19 protein-coding genes are annotated in these 15,729 nt (G+C 72.2%); 3 read left to right on the plus strand and 16 right to left on the minus strand.

The features are described 5' to 3' along the window. Nucleotides 1–75: 75 nt before the first annotated feature. The 8 genes from ACGF3J_RS04025 to ACGF3J_RS04060 all read right to left on the minus strand — a co-directional run bounded on the left by ACGF3J_RS04025 (nucleotide 76) and on the right by ACGF3J_RS04060 (nucleotide 6,721). Nucleotides 76–729 (minus strand): response regulator transcription factor, encoded by a 654-nt coding sequence (locus tag ACGF3J_RS04025; RefSeq protein ID WP_122620474.1) that lies wholly within the window; start codon nucleotides 727–729, stop codon nucleotides 76–78. Next, a complete protein-coding gene (locus ACGF3J_RS04030; protein WP_161332569.1) occupies nucleotides 720–1,979 on the minus strand; it encodes a sensor histidine kinase in 1,260 nt (419 codons plus the stop codon). Before ACGF3J_RS04030 ends, ACGF3J_RS04025 begins: the two co-directional genes overlap by 10 nt. Nucleotides 1,980–2,030: 51 nt before the next feature. Further along, nucleotides 2,031–3,062 (minus strand): SDR family oxidoreductase, encoded by a 1,032-nt coding sequence (locus ACGF3J_RS04035; protein ID WP_161332570.1) that lies wholly within the window; start codon nucleotides 3,060–3,062, stop codon nucleotides 2,031–2,033. 59 nt (nucleotides 3,063–3,121) lie between these two features. Next, nucleotides 3,122–3,721, minus strand: coding sequence for a winged helix-turn-helix domain-containing protein (locus ACGF3J_RS04040; protein ID WP_161332571.1), 600 nt, complete (start codon nucleotides 3,719–3,721; stop codon nucleotides 3,122–3,124). A 122-nt stretch (nucleotides 3,722–3,843) separates the two neighbouring features. Further along, nucleotides 3,844–3,966, minus strand: coding sequence for a hypothetical protein (locus ACGF3J_RS04045; RefSeq protein ID WP_052839917.1), 123 nt, complete (start codon nucleotides 3,964–3,966; stop codon nucleotides 3,844–3,846). Nucleotides 3,967–4,053: 87 nt separating this feature from the next. Further along, complete coding sequence (locus tag ACGF3J_RS04050) at nucleotides 4,054–4,983, minus strand: DUF6891 domain-containing protein (protein ID WP_161332572.1); 930 nt, start codon at nucleotides 4,981–4,983, stop codon at nucleotides 4,054–4,056. A gap of 85 nt (nucleotides 4,984–5,068) precedes the next feature. Next, nucleotides 5,069–6,100, minus strand: a complete 1,032-nt coding sequence (glnII, locus tag ACGF3J_RS04055; protein WP_161332573.1) for a glutamine synthetase — start codon at nucleotides 6,098–6,100, stop codon at nucleotides 5,069–5,071. Nucleotides 6,101–6,262: 162 nt separating this feature from the next. Beyond that, a complete protein-coding gene (locus ACGF3J_RS04060; RefSeq protein WP_161332574.1) occupies nucleotides 6,263–6,721 on the minus strand; it encodes a MarR family transcriptional regulator in 459 nt (152 codons plus the stop codon). Between the two features lie 156 nt (nucleotides 6,722–6,877). Between ACGF3J_RS04060 and ACGF3J_RS04065 the strand changes: the two genes are divergently transcribed. Beyond that, nucleotides 6,878–7,750, plus strand: coding sequence for an alpha/beta fold hydrolase (locus ACGF3J_RS04065; protein WP_161332575.1), 873 nt, complete (start codon nucleotides 6,878–6,880; stop codon nucleotides 7,748–7,750). A 3-nt stretch (nucleotides 7,751–7,753) separates the two neighbouring features. Here the strand turns inward: ACGF3J_RS04065 and ACGF3J_RS04070 are convergent, their stop codons facing one another. Continuing rightward, nucleotides 7,754–8,461 carry a hypothetical protein gene (locus ACGF3J_RS04070; RefSeq protein WP_161332576.1) on the minus strand — a complete coding sequence of 236 codons (708 nt, stop codon included), beginning with the start codon at nucleotides 8,459–8,461 and terminating at the stop codon, nucleotides 7,754–7,756. 98 nt (nucleotides 8,462–8,559) lie between these two features. Next, complete coding sequence (locus ACGF3J_RS04075) at nucleotides 8,560–8,934, minus strand: arsenate reductase family protein (RefSeq protein ID WP_161332577.1); 375 nt, start codon at nucleotides 8,932–8,934, stop codon at nucleotides 8,560–8,562. 175 nt (nucleotides 8,935–9,109) lie between these two features. On the opposite strand from ACGF3J_RS04075, the gene ACGF3J_RS04080 reads away from it, so the two are divergent. Further along, nucleotides 9,110–9,424, plus strand: coding sequence for a hypothetical protein (locus tag ACGF3J_RS04080; protein WP_125492994.1), 315 nt, complete (start codon nucleotides 9,110–9,112; stop codon nucleotides 9,422–9,424). A 132-nt stretch (nucleotides 9,425–9,556) separates the two neighbouring features. Here the strand turns inward: ACGF3J_RS04080 and ACGF3J_RS04085 are convergent, their stop codons facing one another. The 3 genes from ACGF3J_RS04085 to glnA all read right to left on the minus strand — a co-directional run bounded on the left by ACGF3J_RS04085 (nucleotide 9,557) and on the right by glnA (nucleotide 12,676). After that, nucleotides 9,557–10,744, minus strand: a complete 1,188-nt coding sequence (locus tag ACGF3J_RS04085; protein WP_161329645.1) for a winged helix DNA-binding domain-containing protein — start codon at nucleotides 10,742–10,744, stop codon at nucleotides 9,557–9,559. Nucleotides 10,745–10,837: 93 nt separating this feature from the next. Continuing rightward, nucleotides 10,838–11,095 carry a hypothetical protein gene (locus ACGF3J_RS04090; RefSeq protein WP_202558344.1) on the minus strand — a complete coding sequence of 86 codons (258 nt, stop codon included), beginning with the start codon at nucleotides 11,093–11,095 and terminating at the stop codon, nucleotides 10,838–10,840. A gap of 171 nt (nucleotides 11,096–11,266) precedes the next feature. Beyond that, a complete protein-coding gene (gene glnA / locus ACGF3J_RS04095; RefSeq protein WP_114527715.1) occupies nucleotides 11,267–12,676 on the minus strand; it encodes a type I glutamate--ammonia ligase in 1,410 nt (469 codons plus the stop codon). A gap of 220 nt (nucleotides 12,677–12,896) precedes the next feature. On the opposite strand from glnA, the gene ACGF3J_RS04100 reads away from it, so the two are divergent. Continuing rightward, nucleotides 12,897–13,364 (plus strand): RDD family protein, encoded by a 468-nt coding sequence (locus ACGF3J_RS04100; RefSeq protein ID WP_161329649.1) that lies wholly within the window; start codon nucleotides 12,897–12,899, stop codon nucleotides 13,362–13,364. A gap of 115 nt (nucleotides 13,365–13,479) precedes the next feature. On the opposite strand, the gene ACGF3J_RS04105 is transcribed toward ACGF3J_RS04100, so the two are convergent. The 3 genes from ACGF3J_RS04105 to lipA all read right to left on the minus strand — a co-directional run bounded on the left by ACGF3J_RS04105 (nucleotide 13,480) and on the right by lipA (nucleotide 15,664). Next, nucleotides 13,480–14,184: a DUF4191 domain-containing protein gene (locus tag ACGF3J_RS04105; protein ID WP_161329651.1), complete on the minus strand. Its 705-nt coding sequence runs from the start codon at nucleotides 14,182–14,184 to the stop codon at nucleotides 13,480–13,482. A 78-nt stretch (nucleotides 14,185–14,262) separates the two neighbouring features. After that, nucleotides 14,263–14,478: a hypothetical protein gene (locus tag ACGF3J_RS04110; protein ID WP_161329652.1), complete on the minus strand. Its 216-nt coding sequence runs from the start codon at nucleotides 14,476–14,478 to the stop codon at nucleotides 14,263–14,265. 232 nt (nucleotides 14,479–14,710) lie between these two features. Next, nucleotides 14,711–15,664, minus strand: a complete 954-nt coding sequence (gene lipA / locus ACGF3J_RS04115) for a lipoyl synthase (RefSeq protein ID WP_161329654.1) — start codon at nucleotides 15,662–15,664, stop codon at nucleotides 14,711–14,713. Nucleotides 15,665–15,729 lie beyond the last annotated feature (65 nt).

The following is a 15,729-nucleotide window of genomic DNA, read 5'->3' on the forward strand; positions in this document are numbered from 1 at the left end:
GGAAGCCGCCGCAGGGGTGTTCACCCGTCACGGAGATTGCTGGGGTCGGTGGGACGCGTGAGAGGGGCGAAAGGGTCAGCGTCCGCGGTCCAGATAGGCGAGAACCGCCAGCACACGGCGGTTGTCGTCGTCCGAAACCTCGAGGCTCAACTTGGCGAAGATATTCGCCGTGTGCTTCGCGATCGCCCGCTCCGTCACGACGAGCCGACCGGCGATCGCCGCGTTGGTCCGGCCCTGCGCCATCAGCTCCAGCACCTCCAGTTCCCGGGGCGTCAGCCGCTCCAGCGGCCGGTCCTCCGCCGCACGCCGGCTGAGCAGCTGCTGGATGACCTGCGGGTCCATGGCCGTACCGCCGGCCGCCACCCGCCGCACGGCGTCCACGAACTGCTCGGCGTCGAACACCCGGTCCTTGAGCAGGTATCCCACCCCGCCGTTGCCGTCGGCCAGCAGCTCGCGCGCGTAGAGCTGCTCCACGTGCTGGGAGAGCACCAGGACCGGCAGCCCGGGCCGGTCGCGGCGGGCCTTCAGGGCGCACTGGAGCCCCTCGTCGGTGAGCGTGGGCGGCAGCCGTACGTCGACCACCGCCACGTCCGGTTCCAGTTCGGCCAGGGCCCGGGACAGCTCGGGGCCGGTCTCGACGGCCGCGGCGATCTCGAAGTCGTGGGCTTCGAGGAGCCGGACCAGGCCGTCGCGCAGCAGGAACAGGTCTTCGGCCAGGACTACGCGCAAGGGATCTCCATGGTGACCATGGTGGGGCCGCCCGCGGGCGAGCTGACGGCCAGGACGCCGTCGAATGTACCGAGCCGGCGCTCCACCCCGGCCAGCCCCGACCCCGCTCCGATCACCGCGCCGCCCTTGCCGTTGTCGGTGACGGTGACGCGCAGCCGCCCCTCGGCCTGGTGCAGGTCGATCCAGAGCCGGTCGGCGCCGGAGTGCTTCACGGCGTTGGTGAGGACCTCGCTGACCGCGAAGTAGGCGGCGGCCTCCACCGGCGCCTCGGCGCGGCCGGGCAGGTCCACGTTCACCTCGGACGCGACGGGCAGCCGCAGCGCCAGGGCCCGCACGGCGTCGCCGAGACCCCGTTCGGCGAGCACCGGCGGGTGGATGCCCCGCACGAGTTCGCGCAGCTCGGTCAGGGCCTCGGCGGAGGACGCACGGGTCCGCGCGAGCAGTTCCCGGGCCTTGGCCGGGTCCTTCTCCAGCAGCGCCTCGACGGTGCCGAGGTCCATGCCCATGGCGACCAGCCGGGCCTGTGCCCCGTCGTGCAGGTCCCGCTCGATGCGGCGCAGTTCGGCGGCGGAGGTGTCGACGGCGTCGCGACGGGTCTCGGTCAGCACCCGCACCCGTTCCGCCAGTTCGCCCTGGCCGGAGCCGAGGACCGCGCCGGTGAGCCGGAAGTGGGCGCGCAGCAGGAGAGGCGTGAGCCGGTGGGCGACGGCGAGCAGCACCGCCCCGAGACCGGCGGCGTAGAGGGCGGACGTCTGGTCGGTGACCCGGACGAACCCGTACCAGTACCCCTCGGGCAGCACCCGCCACAGCCCGGCGGCGATCGCGAAGCCCTCCAGCGGGTAGAGCGCCAGCGCGAAGGCCAGCAGCGCGGTGACGAAGCCCGCCGTCATGTCGACGGCCAGCCACAGCAGGTCCCGCCAGGTCGCCGGGTCGCGGAGCATCCCGAAGGTGCGCGCCCACGGGTTGGCGTCCGCGGGCAGCGGCCGGTACGCCCGCGGGATCCGCACCCCGCCCCACCGGGCGGCCAGCAGCCGCCGCCAGTCCGCGAACGCCCGTACCCCGGTCAGTACCCACGGCGTGGTCACGATGCCGACGCCGATCGGGACGAGGGCGATCGACACCAGCGCCAGGCAGAAGCACAGCACCGCCCCGGGCAGGGCGACCAGGGCCACCGCGAGTCCCCGCACGGCCGACAGCGCCACACCCCGGGTGCGTTCCGAACGGTTCCCGCTCTTCGTCTCGATGCTCATGCCGTCAGTCTTCCGGAGGCGGCCGCGCCGGTCACGGGGCCGGGCACCCGGTCATGGGGTGGTGCCAGGTACACCTGCGCCGGGCCCGTCCGCCGCGGCGAGGATCTTCGCCTCCGTCTCCGGGTCCAGGCCGACCGGCGGACGGTCGGGGCGGTGGGGTGCCGTGCCGCCGATGCCGCGCAGCCAGGTCCAGGTGTCGGCGACGGTGTCCTCGGCGGGCCGGCAGCGCAGGCCCGACGCCAGCGCCCGGGAGACGTCCGCGCTCTGCACGGCGTCGTGCAGTTCGCTGCCCGGCGGCGTCCACACCGGCAGCTGGCTCCAGGGCTCGACACTGGCGGCGAGCAGGGTGCCGGGGTCGGTCCAGCGCAGCTCCGCGGCGCCGCCCGTCGTCCGCACGCAGGCTTCGAGCATTGCGCCCATGGTGGTGTGCCCGGGTGGGGAGACCAGGTTGTAGGGGCCGCTCAGCTCCCGCTCGACCGCGCCGAGCACCCAGTCGGCGAGGTCACGGACGTCGATGTACTGGAGGGGCAGGTCGTGCGGGCCGGGCGCGAGGACCGGGCCGCCGCGCGCGGCACGGTTCAGCCACCAGGGGAGGCGGCCGATGTTCTCGTAGGGGCCGAGGATCAGCCCGGCCCTGACGAGTACCGAGCGGTCCGCGCCGAAGGCGGCCGACACGGCGAGTTCGGCGCCGCGCTTGTCCCGGGCGTAGTCGAGCTGCCCGGCGTCCGCCGAGGCGCCCTCGACCAGCGGCGCCTCCTCGGTGTACCCGGCGGGCGGGGCCCACGCGTACACCGAGCAGCTCGACACGTACACGTACCGGCCGGCGCGCTCGCGCAGCAGCCGCGCCGTGTCCCGCACCGCGTGGGGCGCCGCCGACCAGGTGTCGACGACGGCGTCCCAGGAGCCGTCGGCCAGGGCGGAGAGCCCGCCGGGCGCGGTGCGGTCACCGTGCAGCGCCCGCACTCCGGGCGGCGGCGCGTGGAGCCCGCGGTGGAAGACGGTCACCTCCCAGCCGCGCCCGAGCGCCTCCTCCACCACGGCCCGCCCCACGAACTCCGTACCGCCCAGCACCAGTAGCCTCATGCGATCACTGTGCCCGGCCCGCCGCCCGGAGGGAACGGTGCTCTGCCGACAGCAGACGCTCAGCGCCCCGTGGGCGGCGTGTACTTGTAGCCGACCCGCCGCACGGTCTGGATGGTCTGCCGGTGCGCCGCGCCGAGCTTGCGCCGCAGCCGGGCCACGTGCACGTCGACGGTCCGGCCGTCGCCCACGTGTCCGTAGCCCCACACCGTGGTGACCAGCTGGTCGCGGGTGTGCACCCGGTGCGGATGCGTCACGAGGTGGGCGAGCAGCTCGAACTCCAGGTACGTCAGGTCGAGTTCCTGCCCGTCCACCGCCGCGGTGCGCCGCGCGGCGTCGATCCGGACGAGCGCGTCGCCGTCCTCCGCGTCCGGCCGGGACGGCACGGCCGTCGGCCCGGCCTCGCGCGGGAACGGCGGCTGCTGGTCGGCCGGGACGAGCACCAGGTAGCCGACCATCGGCGGGCGCCCCGGCAGCGAGGGCAGGGCGTGCGGGGGTGCGGGCAGCCAGGTGGCGCCCGGCGGCAGCAGGTCCGCGACGTCCACCACCTCGTCGCGGTCGACGGCGCGCAGCCGGTGCCGGGGACCGCCGGGGCCGGGCAGGCCGGCGGCGGGGGTGGGGGAGTCGACGGGGAGGGTGGACAGGGAACGGGTGGTCGCCATGAGACGTCAGCTCTTTCGCGCGAGAAGTTCGTCGGGAGGGGCGACGGGCGCGAGTTCATGGTCGGGCGCGTCGCGGGACGTACGTCGTGCGCGCCGGCCGAAGGCCTGGGGTGTACGGCTTTCTAGCGGGCCGGCGCGATCGTCGCGCGGCAACACACCCGGTCGAAGTCGTCGTGCTGACGGGAGGGCCAGAAGGGCTCCAGGTCATGGCGACCCGTCGCTGCGTACTTCCGGAAGCTGGCCATGGGCCCATTGAAGCAGACGGCGGCGCCGGGCAGGAGACTCCTCTCACTGCGTGGACGCGGACTGGCGGGAAGTACTCCCTGGCCGGATCATCCCTCCAGCCGTCTGCGCCAGTTCAGCGGGGTGACGGTGATCGCGCGGCCCGGATCGCCGTCCCATTCCGTGGACAGTCCGGACGCGGCGAGCGCGGCCACGACCTCGCGCCCGACGGCCGCGGTCGTCTCCTCGGAGCCGTCGAAACCGCCGTAGTGCAGCGTGAGTCCGTGCCCCTCGGCGGCGGCCTCGGTGCTTTGCTGGTGGAAGAAGACGAAGCCGCGTGCCCCCGGCCGCTCCGTGCCTATCTCCGTGGTGCCGCAGCCGCGGCAGCAGGTGAAGTTCTCCCGGGCCGTGAGTCCGGCCGCGTCCAGGGCCCCGAAGACCCGGGTGAGGCGGTCGGGGTCGGTGGTCGCGTCGCCCCAGGACTCCTGCTCCGCCAGCCGCTCCAGCCACAGCCGGTCGACCAACCGCCGCGCCTGGGCCCTCGACACCGGCCGTTCGCCGTGCTCGCCGCCCACGAGGTGGTCCTCGGCGATCTCGGCCAGCACCGTCCGGTCGTCGTAGCCGCAGCGCAGTCGTTCGCGCACCCGCCGTTCGACCTGTTCGCGGACCTCGTCCGGCAGGTCCGGCACGTCCTCCCCGGGTCCGAGGTCGATCGGCTCCCAGCCGACGCCCGCGTCCCAGCCGGTCTCCCGGCGTGCCCAGCCGGTCAGCAGGTCCGCCACGCGGCCGGGGTCCGCGATGTCCGTCCCGAAGAACGCGTCCTCGGCGGCCCGGTGCTCCAGCCGGTAGTCCCCGCCCTCCTCGTGCCACACCTGGGCGAACACGTCGGGGATGTCGGGTATCCGCTGGACCACCAGGAACCGGTCGCCGGTGGCGCCGATCCGCGTCACCAGCTCGCGCAGCTCCGCCGCCCGGATCCGGGTGTGCGTCCGCCCGTTCTCCCTCTCGACCTTGATGGTGAGGCCCCCGTCGATCTCCATGTCCCCACCATGGCACGCGCCACTGACAACGCGCGGGGGCGTCCACCGTGGCGGTGGACGCCCCTCGGGAGCGGGTGGGGCCCGGTCAGACCTGGCCGGCCTTCTCCAGCGCCGAGCAGCAGGTGTCGACGAGCAGGCGGGTCACCACGTACGGGTCGACGTTGGCGTTGGGACGGCGGTCCTCGATGTAGCCCTTGCCGTCCTTCTCGACCTGCCACGGGATGCGCACCGAGGCACCGCGGTCGGAGACGCCGTAGGAGTACTCGTTCCACGGGGCGGTCTCGTGCAGGCCGGTCAGGCGGTCGTCGATGCCGGCGCCGTAGTTCTTGACGTGGTCGAGCGGCTTGGAGCCCTCGCCCAGCGACTCGGCGGCGGTGATGATCGCGTCGTAGCCCTCGCGCATCGCCTTGGTGGAGAAGTTGGTGTGCGCGCCCGCGCCGTTCCAGTCGCCCTTGACCGGCTTGGGGTCGAGGGTGGCGGAGACCTCGAAGTCCTCGGCGGTGCGGTAGAGCAGCCAGCGGGCCACCCACAGCTGGTCGGAGACCTCCAGCGGCGCCAGCGGGCCGACCTGGAACTCCCACTGGCCGGGCATGACCTCGGCGTTGATGCCGGAGATGCCGAGACCGGCCTTCAGGCAGTTCTCCAGGTGCGCTTCGACGACGTCACGGCCGAAGATCTCGTCCGAGCCGACACCGCAGTAGTAGCCGCCCTGCGCGGCCGGGAAGCCGCCCTCGGGGAAGCCGAGCGGACGGGCGCCCTTGAAGAAGGTGTACTCCTGCTCGATGCCGAAGATCGGCTCCTGGGCCGCGAACCGCTCGGACAGCTCGGCCAGCGCGGCGCGCGTGTTGGACGGGTGCGGCGTCATGTCCGTGTCCAGGACCTCGCACAGCACGAGCACGTCGTCGCCGCCGCGGATCGGGTCGGGGCAGGAGAAGACCGGCCGGAGCACGCAGTCGGAGGAGCTGCCCTCGGCCTGGTTGGTGGAGGAGCCGTCGAAGCCCCAGATCGGCAGGGCGTCGAGACCGGCGGGAGCACCCGTGATGATCTTCGTCTTGGAACGGAGCTTGGCCGTCGGCTCGGTGCCGTCGATCCAGATGTACTCAGCCTTGAAGGTCACGGGGCCACATCCTTCGGGGTGGGTCTGGGCGCACTTGCGGGTGCTGCGGCGCTGCGGCACTGGGGCGCCGCGTCTACTGCGCAGCAGCGTGTCAACAGGCGATTTCCCGACCGTTGCCCATGTGTGAACCCCGTGTTACCTGGGGTGGGTGTGGCCCGTCTCTCACGGTGCGCGCCCGTCCTCGGCCGCCGCCTCGCGCACGCCGGCCAGGAAGGAGCGGATCGCCGCCGTCTCGCGTTCGTCGTACCCGCGCAGCAGTTCCACCGCGCGCCCGATCAGCGGGCCGAAGTGGGCCCGGCCGAGGGCGACGGCCCGTTCGTCGACCTCGACGGTGACCCGGCGCCGGTCGCGTCCGTCACGCACCCGCCGCACGTGGCCGGCCTGCTCCAGCCGGTCCACCAGCGCCGTCGTCCCCGCCGAGTTCAGTCCGAGCGCGGCGCCGAGGCGTCCCGCGGTCATCTCCTCGCCCGCCCGCGAGGCGTCCATCAGCGCGATCAGGGCGCGGACGTCGGTGGGGTGCATGTCGTTGCGCTGCGCGAACCGCGTGCTGTGCGCTCCCAGTTCGACCGCGACCGCACGCAGCAGATGGACGATCTCCATCTCCGGTCCCTCGTCGGGCATCGGTCTTCCTCTCCCGCTCCCCGGCTCTCCGGACTGTTGCCTCGCCCGGCATGTATCTCGCTCAGCGAGATACTATCGGAAACCTCGGAGAGTCTCGGAACACGCAGAGGTTCTGGAAGAGGCGGAGAGCCTCGAAGGAGTCAGGGGGCACCGCTCATGAGCGCACGCGGTTCGTACGACGCCGGCCGTTTCCACGACGCCTACGACAGGGTCATGGCCAAGTGGCCGCCCGGGCGCGAGTCGGTGACCGTACCCACGCCCTTCGGTGAGACGTACGTCCATGTGACCGGCCCGGCCGACGGCCCGCCGCTCGTCCTCCTGCCGGGCGGCGGCGAGGCGACCTCCGCCTCCTGGTACGCCCAGGCCGCCGAGCTGTCCCGCACCCACCGGGTCCACGCCGTCGACCTGATCGGCGCCCCCGGCCGCAGCACGCCGGCCGGCGACCGCCACCCCCGCACGGTCGCCGACCTGACCGGCTGGCTGGACGCGCTCCTCGACGGCCTCGGCATCCGGGCGGCCGCCCTGGGCGGCCACTCCTACGGCGCGTGGATCGCCCTGTCGTACGCCCTGCACGCACCCGACCGGGTACGCCGCCTGTTCCTCCTGGACCCGACCCAGTGCTTCGCCGGGTTCAAGGCGGCCTACCTGCTGCGCGCGGCGCCGGTGCTGCTGCGGCCGGCTCCGCGCCGGACACGCGCGTTCCTGGAATGGGAGACCGGTGCGACCCCGCTCGACCCGGACTGGCTCGCCCTCCAGGAGGCGGCCGTCGGCTTTCCCGCCCGCCGTCCGGTGACCGGACCGCGTCCGGCCCCCGACGCACTGCGCGGACTGGAGGTGCCGGTCCTGCTGCTCCTGGCCGGGAACAGCAGAACCCATGACCCCGCCGGGGTGGCGGCCCGGGCGCGGGAGCTGCTGCCGCGCGTGGAGGTGGCCGTCCTGCCGGACGTGTCCCATCACGCGCTGCCGCAGGCCGCGCCGCCCGGGCTGGGCCGCCGCCTCGGCGAGTTCCTCACCGGGCCGGGTGACTGAGCCTCACCCGACCTTCTCGATCAGCGCCCGACGGATCAGGAACTTGCCCTCCTCCCTGACCTGTTCGAACGCGGCGTTGTTCAGCAGCGCGCAGCTGCCCGAGACCGAGTTCACCTCCACCGTGGTGGACTTGCCGTTGTCGAGGTTGGTCACCTTGAGCTGGGTGCCCACGGGGAACTGGTTGCTGGACGCGGCCGGTGCGCCGCCCTCGCCGGAGAGGGTGACGGTGGAGCCGTTGCACACCTGCTCACCCGCCTGCGCGCCACCGCCCGCCTGCTCCCCGGCCTGTTCCTCACCGGCCTGCTGGCCGGCGTCCTGCCCGGCTCCCCCGCCCGCCTCCTGGCCCGCGTCCTGCCCGGCCGGCGGCTGTGTCGCCTGGGAGTCCTGAGCCGACTCCCCGGCGGTGCATCCCGATGCCTCCTGCTGGCGCCCGATCTCCGCGATGACGGCCTCGCGGTTGGCGATCCGGGCCTCGGACTGCGCGTCGGGATTGGCCCGCTGGCCGTCGATGAACCGCTGGTTGTTGCCGACCGCCGTGGCCAGACCCTGGCAGACGGTCGAGTCCTGCGCGGACTTGGTCTGCGCGTTCTGGTCGGTCTGCGCGGCGTTCGACGCGTTCGCCATCACGAAGGCCCCGCCGCCCGCCACCGCCGCGGCACTGACCAGCAGCGCGATCTTCTTCTTCGTGCCGAGAGTTCTCCTGCGCGACATGCGCGCCTCCTGAAGGGATAGGGGAGCGTACGCCGCTATGTACGAGATACCGAACGCTGTTACTCAGCAGTCACGTCGATTCGCGCACGTAACCTGCGTCACAGGCCGCCCTGTTCGTGCGCCAGCGCCTCACGCACCGCCTCGTCGGTGCGGCCCACCACGGCCGTTCCGTCGGTCGCGGTGATGATCGGGCGCTGGATCAGCTTGGGGTGCCCGGCGAGCGCGGTGATCCAGCGGTCGCGCGACGCCTCGTCACGGGGCCAGTCCTTCAGCCCCAGCTCCTTGGCCGCGGCCTCCTGGGTGCGGGTGATGTCCCAGGGTTCGAGGCCGAGACGGACGAGCACCCGACGGATCTCGTCCTCGGTCGGTACGTCCTCCAGGTAGCGGCGGACGGTGTAGTCGGCGCCCTCGGCGTCGAGCAGGCTGAGCGCGCTGCGGCACTTCGAGCAGGCCGGATTGATCCAGATCTCCATGCCGGACACGGTAGCCCGAGGGCTTCCGAAACCCGTTCTCCCCGTACGTCACAGCAACCCCGAAAGCCCTTGTGGCCAGGGGCTTTTGTCAGTGGGGGGCGGTAAAATAGAAGCAGTGTTCGAGGGTGTCGCCGGGTGGTCCGGACGGCGCCCTGACCGCGACAGGAGGATGCCCGTGCCCGCTGCCGCACTGAAGTCGAAGCCGTTGCCCACCCAGTCCACCGCCAAGCGGCCCGTCCAGCTCGACCTGCCGTACGCACCCGTGGAGAAGCGTCCGCTGCCGGCCGGCCGCCCCCGCGAGTGGTACGTCACGCACAACCGCCGGCTCAAGGCGATGCGGCTCGCCATCGCCCTGCTCGACTCCGGCGTCTACCTGCCGAACCAGGCGCGCAACGAGAGGATACGGAGCGCCGCGCTGACGATCGGGGTTCATCCGCCGTCGGACACCACGTGCCACATGGTGCGGGCGTTGATGCGGTACTCGCGGTGAATCCGGCGCCGGGTGCCGTCGGTCTGTGCGGCGCCCGGCGCTGTCGTCTCCGGGGGCTGCCGCCCCCGGACCCCCGCTTCGGCCTGAACGGCCTCGTCCTCAAACGCCGGACGGGCTGGGGGGTGCCCGGAACTACGCCGACAGCTCCCGCTCCAGCGGTGTCCTGAAGCGCGGTGTGATCCGGGTCGAGCCCACCCACGCCGCCAGCCGCTCCGCCTCAGCTCCGATCGCGACCTCCGCCTCCCGGCCGACGCCCGTGCCGTCGAGCACCCGCCAGACGATCCCGCCGTCGGCGCGCTGGGCCCAGCCGCCGATCACGCGGCCGTTCCACCACACCGTCGGCCCCACGTTCCCGCTTCTGTCGAACAGCGCCGGCCGCAGTCCGGGGGCGAGGTACCAGTCCCGCTCGCGCCAGCCCATCGCCGTCGGGTCGAGGCCGGGCAGCAGCGCCGCCCACGGCTCGGCCGGGCCGGTCACCGGACCGGCGTCACCGGCGGCGACGTACCCCGTGCCCTCGTCCAGCGACACCGCCTCCGCGCCGATCGCGGCCAGCGCCCGGCGCACCTCCGTCACCCGCCACCCCGTCCACCACTTGAGGTCGTCCTCGGTCGCGGGCCCGCACGCCGCCAGCCACCGGCGCAACAGCTCCGCCTGCGCCTCGCCCGGATCCAGCTCGGGATGCTCGGGCGCCGGCGCCCAGCGGAACTGGCTGGACGTCCACGACCCCAGCGGCCGGCCCCGGACGACCTTGCCCTCCACGCCCAGCACCCTCAGCAAGCGGGTGGAGACGGTGTGCACGCCCTCGTAGCTCTTCCCGGCCGCGTACACGAACTGCTCCTTCAGGCGCGGCTCGTCCCGGGCCAGCTCGGCCGCCGTGGCCTCGCCGCGCCGGGCCAGCGCGGACAGGGCCGACTCCTCGACCTCCGTCAGCCAGGCCGCGTCCGGCGCCCCGGCCCCGGCCATGTCCTTGAGCAGCGCGGCCCGTTCCCGGGCGGCGACGGTGCGGCCGGTCGAGGCGTGCACGACCGCGGTCAGCTCCGCCGGGAACACGAACACGGTGTGCCGCATGCCGTGCATCCGGACCAGCGTCCCGTCCTCGTACAGCGCCCGTTCCGTCGCGCCCACGGTCTTCGCCGCGTCCGTCAGCCGTGCGCCCACGGCCAGGTGCACGGTGGCGGGGTCCGTGCCGTGCAGCGCGACCAGAGCGGCGGCGACGTCCTCCGGGCTCCCCGCGCGCGCCGACGCGGTCAGCCGCTGCCGCAGGGCCAGCCGGCCCCGTCGCTCCGCCGCCCCGATGTGCCGCCGCCCGCCGTCGCCCATCCCTGGCCCTCCGCCCGTCCGTGAAGCGTCCGCGTACGTCCATCCTGCCGGGACCCACTGACAACGGCCCGAGCGCCGGGCTCGCAGGCCGGCCTAGGGCACCCGGAAGTTGATGTACCCCAGCAGGACGATCACCGCGGCCACGCAGCCGAGCACGATGACGGTGGACACCCAGGACGACCGGCGCGGCGAACCCACGTGGTCGGGGTCGCCGCGGAACGGGACCGGTCCGGGAGGGTTCTCCTTCCAGCGCGCGGCGAGCATCCGGGCGCGCGCGGAGGGCTCCTTGTGCTCGGCGCCGTCCGCCCACCGGATGTCGAACTCGCGCTCCTCGTCGTCCCGCTCAGCCATCTCCGGCACGCTCCCCGTCCCCCTGCTCCGAACCCGACTCGAACAGTCGTGTCACTGGACATGATTCCGGTCCCGGTCCGCGCTGTGAAGGCTTTTCGGCCACGGACGAAGGCGCCCCCGCCCCCCGCGGAACGGGGGACGGGGGCGCCGGACGGCTGGACGCCGAGTCGATCACACGTCGAAGTACAGCTCGAACTCGTGCGGGTGCGGACGCAGCTGCAGCGGGGCGATCTCGTTCGCGCGCTTGTAGTCGATCCACGTCTCGATCAGGTCCGGTGTGAAGACGTCGCCCTGGAGGAGGAACTCGTGGTCGGCCTCCAGGCGGTCGAGGACCGCGCCCAGGGAGGTCGGGACCTGGGCCACGTTGGCGTGCTCCTCCGGAGCCAGCTCGTAGAGGTCCTTGTCGATCGGCTCGGCCGGCTCGATCTTGTTCTTGATGCCGTCCAGGCCCGCCAGCAGCAGGGCCGAGAAGGCCAGGTACGGGTTGCCGGAGGAGTCCGGCGCGCGGAACTCGACGCGCTTGGCCTTCGGGTTCGACCCGGTGATCGGGATACGCATCGCGGCGGACCGGTTGCGCTGCGAGTACACCAGGTTGATCGGCGCCTCGAAGCCCGGGACCAGGCGGTGGTAGGAGTTCACCGTCGGGTTGGTGAAGGCCAGCAGCGACGGGGCGTGCCGCAGGATGCCGCCGATGTAGTAGCGGGCGGTGTCGGACAGGCCGGCGTAGCCCTGCTCGTCGTAGAAGAGCGGCTCGCCGCCCGACCACAGCGACTGGTGGACGTGCATGCCCGAGCCGTTGTCACCGAAGATCGGCTTCGGCATGAAGGTCGCCGTCTTGCCGTTCTTCCAGGCCACGTTCTTCACGATGTACTTGAAGAGCTGGAGGTCGTCCGCGGCGGCCAGCAGCGTGTTGAACTTGTAGTTGATCTCCGCCTGGCCGGCGGTGCCCACCTCGTGGTGCTGGCGCTCGACCTTCAGGCCGGACCGCTCCAGCTCCAGGGAGATCTCGGCGCGCAGGTCGGCGAAGTGGTCGACCGGCGGGACCGGGAAGTAGCCGCCCTTGTAGCGGACCTTGTACCCGCGGTTGTCCTCCAGGGCGCCGGTGTTCCAGGCGCCGGCCTCGGAGTCGATGTGGTAGAAGGACTCGTTCGCGCTGGTGGCGAAGCGGACGGAGTCGAAGACGTAGAACTCCGCCTCCGGGCCGAAGAACGCCGTGTCGGCGATGCCGGTCGACGCCAGGTACGCCTCGGCCTTCTTCGCCACGTTCCGCGGGTCGCGGGAGTACTGCTCGCCCGTGATCGGGTCGTGGATGAAGAAGTTGATGTTGAGCGTCTTGTCCCGGCGGAACGGGTCGATGCGCGCGGTGGACAGGTCCGGGCGCAGGGACATGTCCGACTCGTGGATGGCCTGGAAACCGCGGATCGAGGATCCGTCGAAGGCCTGCTCGTCGTCGGGGTCGAACGCCTCGGCGGGCAACGTGAAGTGCTGCATGACGCCCGGCAGGTCGCAGAACCGGACGTCGACGAACTTGACGTCCTCGTCCGCGATGTACTTCTTGGCGTCGTCGGCGTTCTGGAACATCCAGCTCCTCCTACTCCCGACCGTCCCGCCGGGGTGGTAGATCGTTCGTGCGGCCAGTGCGGGTGGCACACGCTTCCTCGACCCTAGGGACGGGTGATTTCTCCAAGGTGACCCGTTTGTTTCGCAGAAGTTAACCGGCTCCGCGTCCAGCCTAGGCCGGATCGGGGCCCGCCACACCCCGCCGTCCACGGTACGTATACGGGCGCAGTACCGTGTTCGGGTGGACAACAGGCAAGCAATCGGATCGTGGCTCTCCGGGCCGCGCGCGGCCATCGAAGAGTCCGGCGCCGACCTCGGATACCGGGGGGAGCAGCTCGGTCTGCCCGAGGAGGGACCGGGCTCGATCGCCCGCCCGGGCAGGCGCATCGGCGCCCTGGCGATCGACTGGGCCCTGTGCCTCCTGATCGCATACGGCCTGATCACGGACGGCTACGAGCAGGCGACCGGCAACTGGGCCCTGCTGATCTTCTTCGTGCTCAGCGTGCTGACCGTCGGCACGGTCGGCTTCACCCCGGGCAAGCGCCTCCTCGGCCTGCGCGTGGTCGACCTGGCCACCGGCCGCCCCAGCCCGCTGCGCGCCCTGCTGCGCTCGGTCCTGCTGTGCCTCGCCCTCCCGGCGCTGATCTGGGACCGCGACGGCCGCGGCCTGCACGACAGGCTGGCGCGCACGGTGGAGGTCCGGATCTGACTCGGCGTGCGGCACGACGCCGGCGTGGAGACGACGCCGCCGGTACGGCGATGGGGGCGACCGAAGTGATTCGGTCGCCCCCATCGCCGTACCGGCGTCTCGGAGTCCTACGGGGTCAGCGCTGGCGCGGGTTGCCGCCGCGCGGCATGCGCATGCCCTTGGGCATCGGGCCCTTCGGCAGCGGCATGTTGCTCATCAGGTCGCCCAGCGCGCGCAGCCGGTCGTTGGTCACGGTGACCTGCGGGCCGGACAGGACGCGGGGGAGCTTGAGCATGGTCGTGCGCAGCTTCTTCAGCTCGACCTGGCCCTCGCCGGTGCCCACCACCAGGTCGTGCACGGGCACGTCGGCGACGATGCGGTTCATCTTCTTCTTCTCGGCCGCGAGCAGGGACTTCACCCGGTTCGGGTTGCCCTCGGCGACCAGCACGATGCCGGCCTTGCCGACCGCGCGGTGCACGACGTCCTGGTTGCGGTTCATCGCCACCGCGGGGGTAGTGCTCCAGCCCCGGCCGATGTTGTCCAGCACGGCCGCCGCGGCGCCGGGCTGTCCCTCCATCTGGCCGAAGGCCGCCCGCTCGGCCCGGCGCCCGAAGACGATCGCCGTCGCGAGGAAGGCGAGCAGCACGCCCAGGATGCCGAGATAGATGGGGTGACCGACCAGGAAACCGATCGCCAGGAAGACACCGAAGACGACGATGCCGACACCCGCGAGCACAAGACCGATCTTCTTGTCGGCCTTGCGGGTCATCTTGTAGGTCAGAGCGATCTGCTTCAGTCGCCCTGGATTCGCAGCGTCCGCTGCAGGTTCCTTCCTCGCCATGGCACGAAGTCTACGTGCCCCAGAAAGCGCCGACGACGGCAGTGTCCGGCGGGGGCCGGGGCGGGGCCGGCGGCGGGGTCAGGGCCGGCCGGCGAGGGACTGCCCGAGGACCCGCTCCGTCTCGATGCGCTCCTTGGCGCGGCGGCGGTCCTCCAGCACGGAGGTCCATGCGTTGCGCCGGGCGGTGCGCTGGCCGCTGCTCATCAGCAGCGACTCGACGGCCCGCAGCGCGGTGGTGAACGACGGGATGGCGGTGGCGCGGACGGTGGTGGGGCGAACGGGTGCGGCCTGCATCGTGGAGGTCCCCCCTCGGTACGGCTCCGGGTACGGAGACGGGTGTACGTGGTGTGATTCCAGGGTCACTGACTGGTGTTACCAGGGCGTGACCCGCCGGTCAAACGGACGTGAAGCCGTGATGCCGGGCCCCGGAACGGGTCCGCGGCCCCGACCGGTGTCCTCATCTGCGAGGACGGTCGGGGCCGCGGAATCTCGGCCATTACTGGCGAGTAGCGCCTTGTGCGTGAATTCACACGGTGGCGGAGTGACGCTGCTCCATGGCCATGCCGTAGAGCCGCCCCGCGCGGTACGAGGACCGGACCAGCGGGCCGGACATCACACCGGAGAAGCCGATCTGCTCGGCCTCCTCCTTCAGCTCCACGAACTCGTGCGGCTTGACCCAGCGCTCCACGGGGTGGTGGCGCACCGAGGGGCGCAGGTACTGCGTGATGGTGATCAGCTCGCAGCCGGCCCCGTGCAGCTGCTTCAGGGCCTCGCTGATCTCCTCACGGGTCTCGCCCATGCCGAGGATCAGGTTGGACTTGGTGATCAGGCCGTAGTCGCGGGCGTCGGTGAGCACCTTCAGCGAGCGCTCGTAGCGGAAGCCCGGGCGGATGCGCTTGAAGATCCGCGGGACGGTCTCGACGTTGTGCGCGAAGACCTCGGGGCGGGAGTCGAAGACCTCGCGCAGCAGTTCCGGCACCGCGTTGAAGTCGGGGGCGAGCAGCTCGACCTTGGTGCGGCCGGCCTCGCGCTCCGCCGTCTGCTGGTGGATCTGGCGCACCGTCTCGGCGTACAGCCAGGCGCCGCCGTCGGGCAGGTCGTCACGGGCGACGCCGGTGATGGTGGCGTAGTTCAGGTCCATGGTGACCACGGACTCGCCGACGCGGCGGGGCTCGTCGCGGTCGAGCGCCTCGGGCTTGCCGGTGTCGATCTGGCAGAAGTCGCAGCGCCGGGTGCACTGGTCGCCGCCGATGAGGAAGGTCGCCTCGCGGTCCTCCCAGCACTCGTAGATGTTGGGACAGCCGGCTTCCTGGCAGACCGTGTGCAGGCCCTCGCCCTTCACGAGGTTCTGCATCTTCGTGTACTCGGGGCCCATTTTCGCCCGGGTCTTGATCCACTCGGGCTTGCGCTCGATGGGGGTCTGGCTGTTGCGGACCTCCAGGCGCAGCATCTTGCGTCCGTCGGGTGCGACTGCGGACACGACCGGCTCCCTAGCGTTTGATTCTTCGGCGTTCTTCAGGGTACGCCCGTTGATTTGGTGGTCGG

The sequence above is a fragment of the Streptomyces sp. NPDC048171 genome (genome assembly GCF_043202655.1).
In the GTDB taxonomy this organism is placed as follows: domain Bacteria; phylum Actinomycetota; class Actinomycetes; order Streptomycetales; family Streptomycetaceae; genus Streptomyces.

Coding starts and splice junctions, on each gene's coding strand:
- ACGF3J_RS04030 (WP_161332569.1), bottom strand. CDS start 1,979: ATGAGCATCGAGACGAAGAGCGGGAACCGTTCGGAACGCACCCGGGGT.
- ACGF3J_RS04035 (WP_161332570.1), bottom strand. CDS start 3,062: ATGAGGCTACTGGTGCTGGGCGGTACGGAGTTCGTGGGGCGGGCCGTG.
- ACGF3J_RS04040 (WP_161332571.1), bottom strand. CDS start 3,721: ATGGCGACCACCCGTTCCCTGTCCACCCTCCCCGTCGACTCCCCCACC.
- ACGF3J_RS04045 (WP_052839917.1), bottom strand. CDS start 3,966: ATGGCCAGCTTCCGGAAGTACGCAGCGACGGGTCGCCATGACCTGGAG.
- ACGF3J_RS04050 (WP_161332572.1), bottom strand. CDS start 4,983: ATGGAGATCGACGGGGGCCTCACCATCAAGGTCGAGAGGGAGAACGGG.
- ACGF3J_RS04060 (WP_161332574.1), bottom strand. CDS start 6,721: ATGCCCGACGAGGGACCGGAGATGGAGATCGTCCATCTGCTGCGTGCG.
- ACGF3J_RS04065 (WP_161332575.1), top strand. CDS start 6,878: ATGAGCGCACGCGGTTCGTACGACGCCGGCCGTTTCCACGACGCCTAC.
- ACGF3J_RS04070 (WP_161332576.1), bottom strand. CDS start 8,461: ATGTCGCGCAGGAGAACTCTCGGCACGAAGAAGAAGATCGCGCTGCTG.
- ACGF3J_RS04075 (WP_161332577.1), bottom strand. CDS start 8,934: ATGGAGATCTGGATCAATCCGGCCTGCTCGAAGTGCCGCAGCGCGCTC.
- ACGF3J_RS04085 (WP_161329645.1), bottom strand. CDS start 10,744: ATGGGCGACGGCGGGCGGCGGCACATCGGGGCGGCGGAGCGACGGGGC.
- ACGF3J_RS04090 (WP_202558344.1), bottom strand. CDS start 11,095: ATGGCTGAGCGGGACGACGAGGAGCGCGAGTTCGACATCCGGTGGGCG.
- glnA (WP_114527715.1), bottom strand. CDS start 12,676: ATGTTCCAGAACGCCGACGACGCCAAGAAGTACATCGCGGACGAGGAC.
- ACGF3J_RS04105 (WP_161329651.1), bottom strand. CDS start 14,184: ATGGCGAGGAAGGAACCTGCAGCGGACGCTGCGAATCCAGGGCGACTG.
- ACGF3J_RS04110 (WP_161329652.1), bottom strand. CDS start 14,478: ATGCAGGCCGCACCCGTTCGCCCCACCACCGTCCGCGCCACCGCCATC.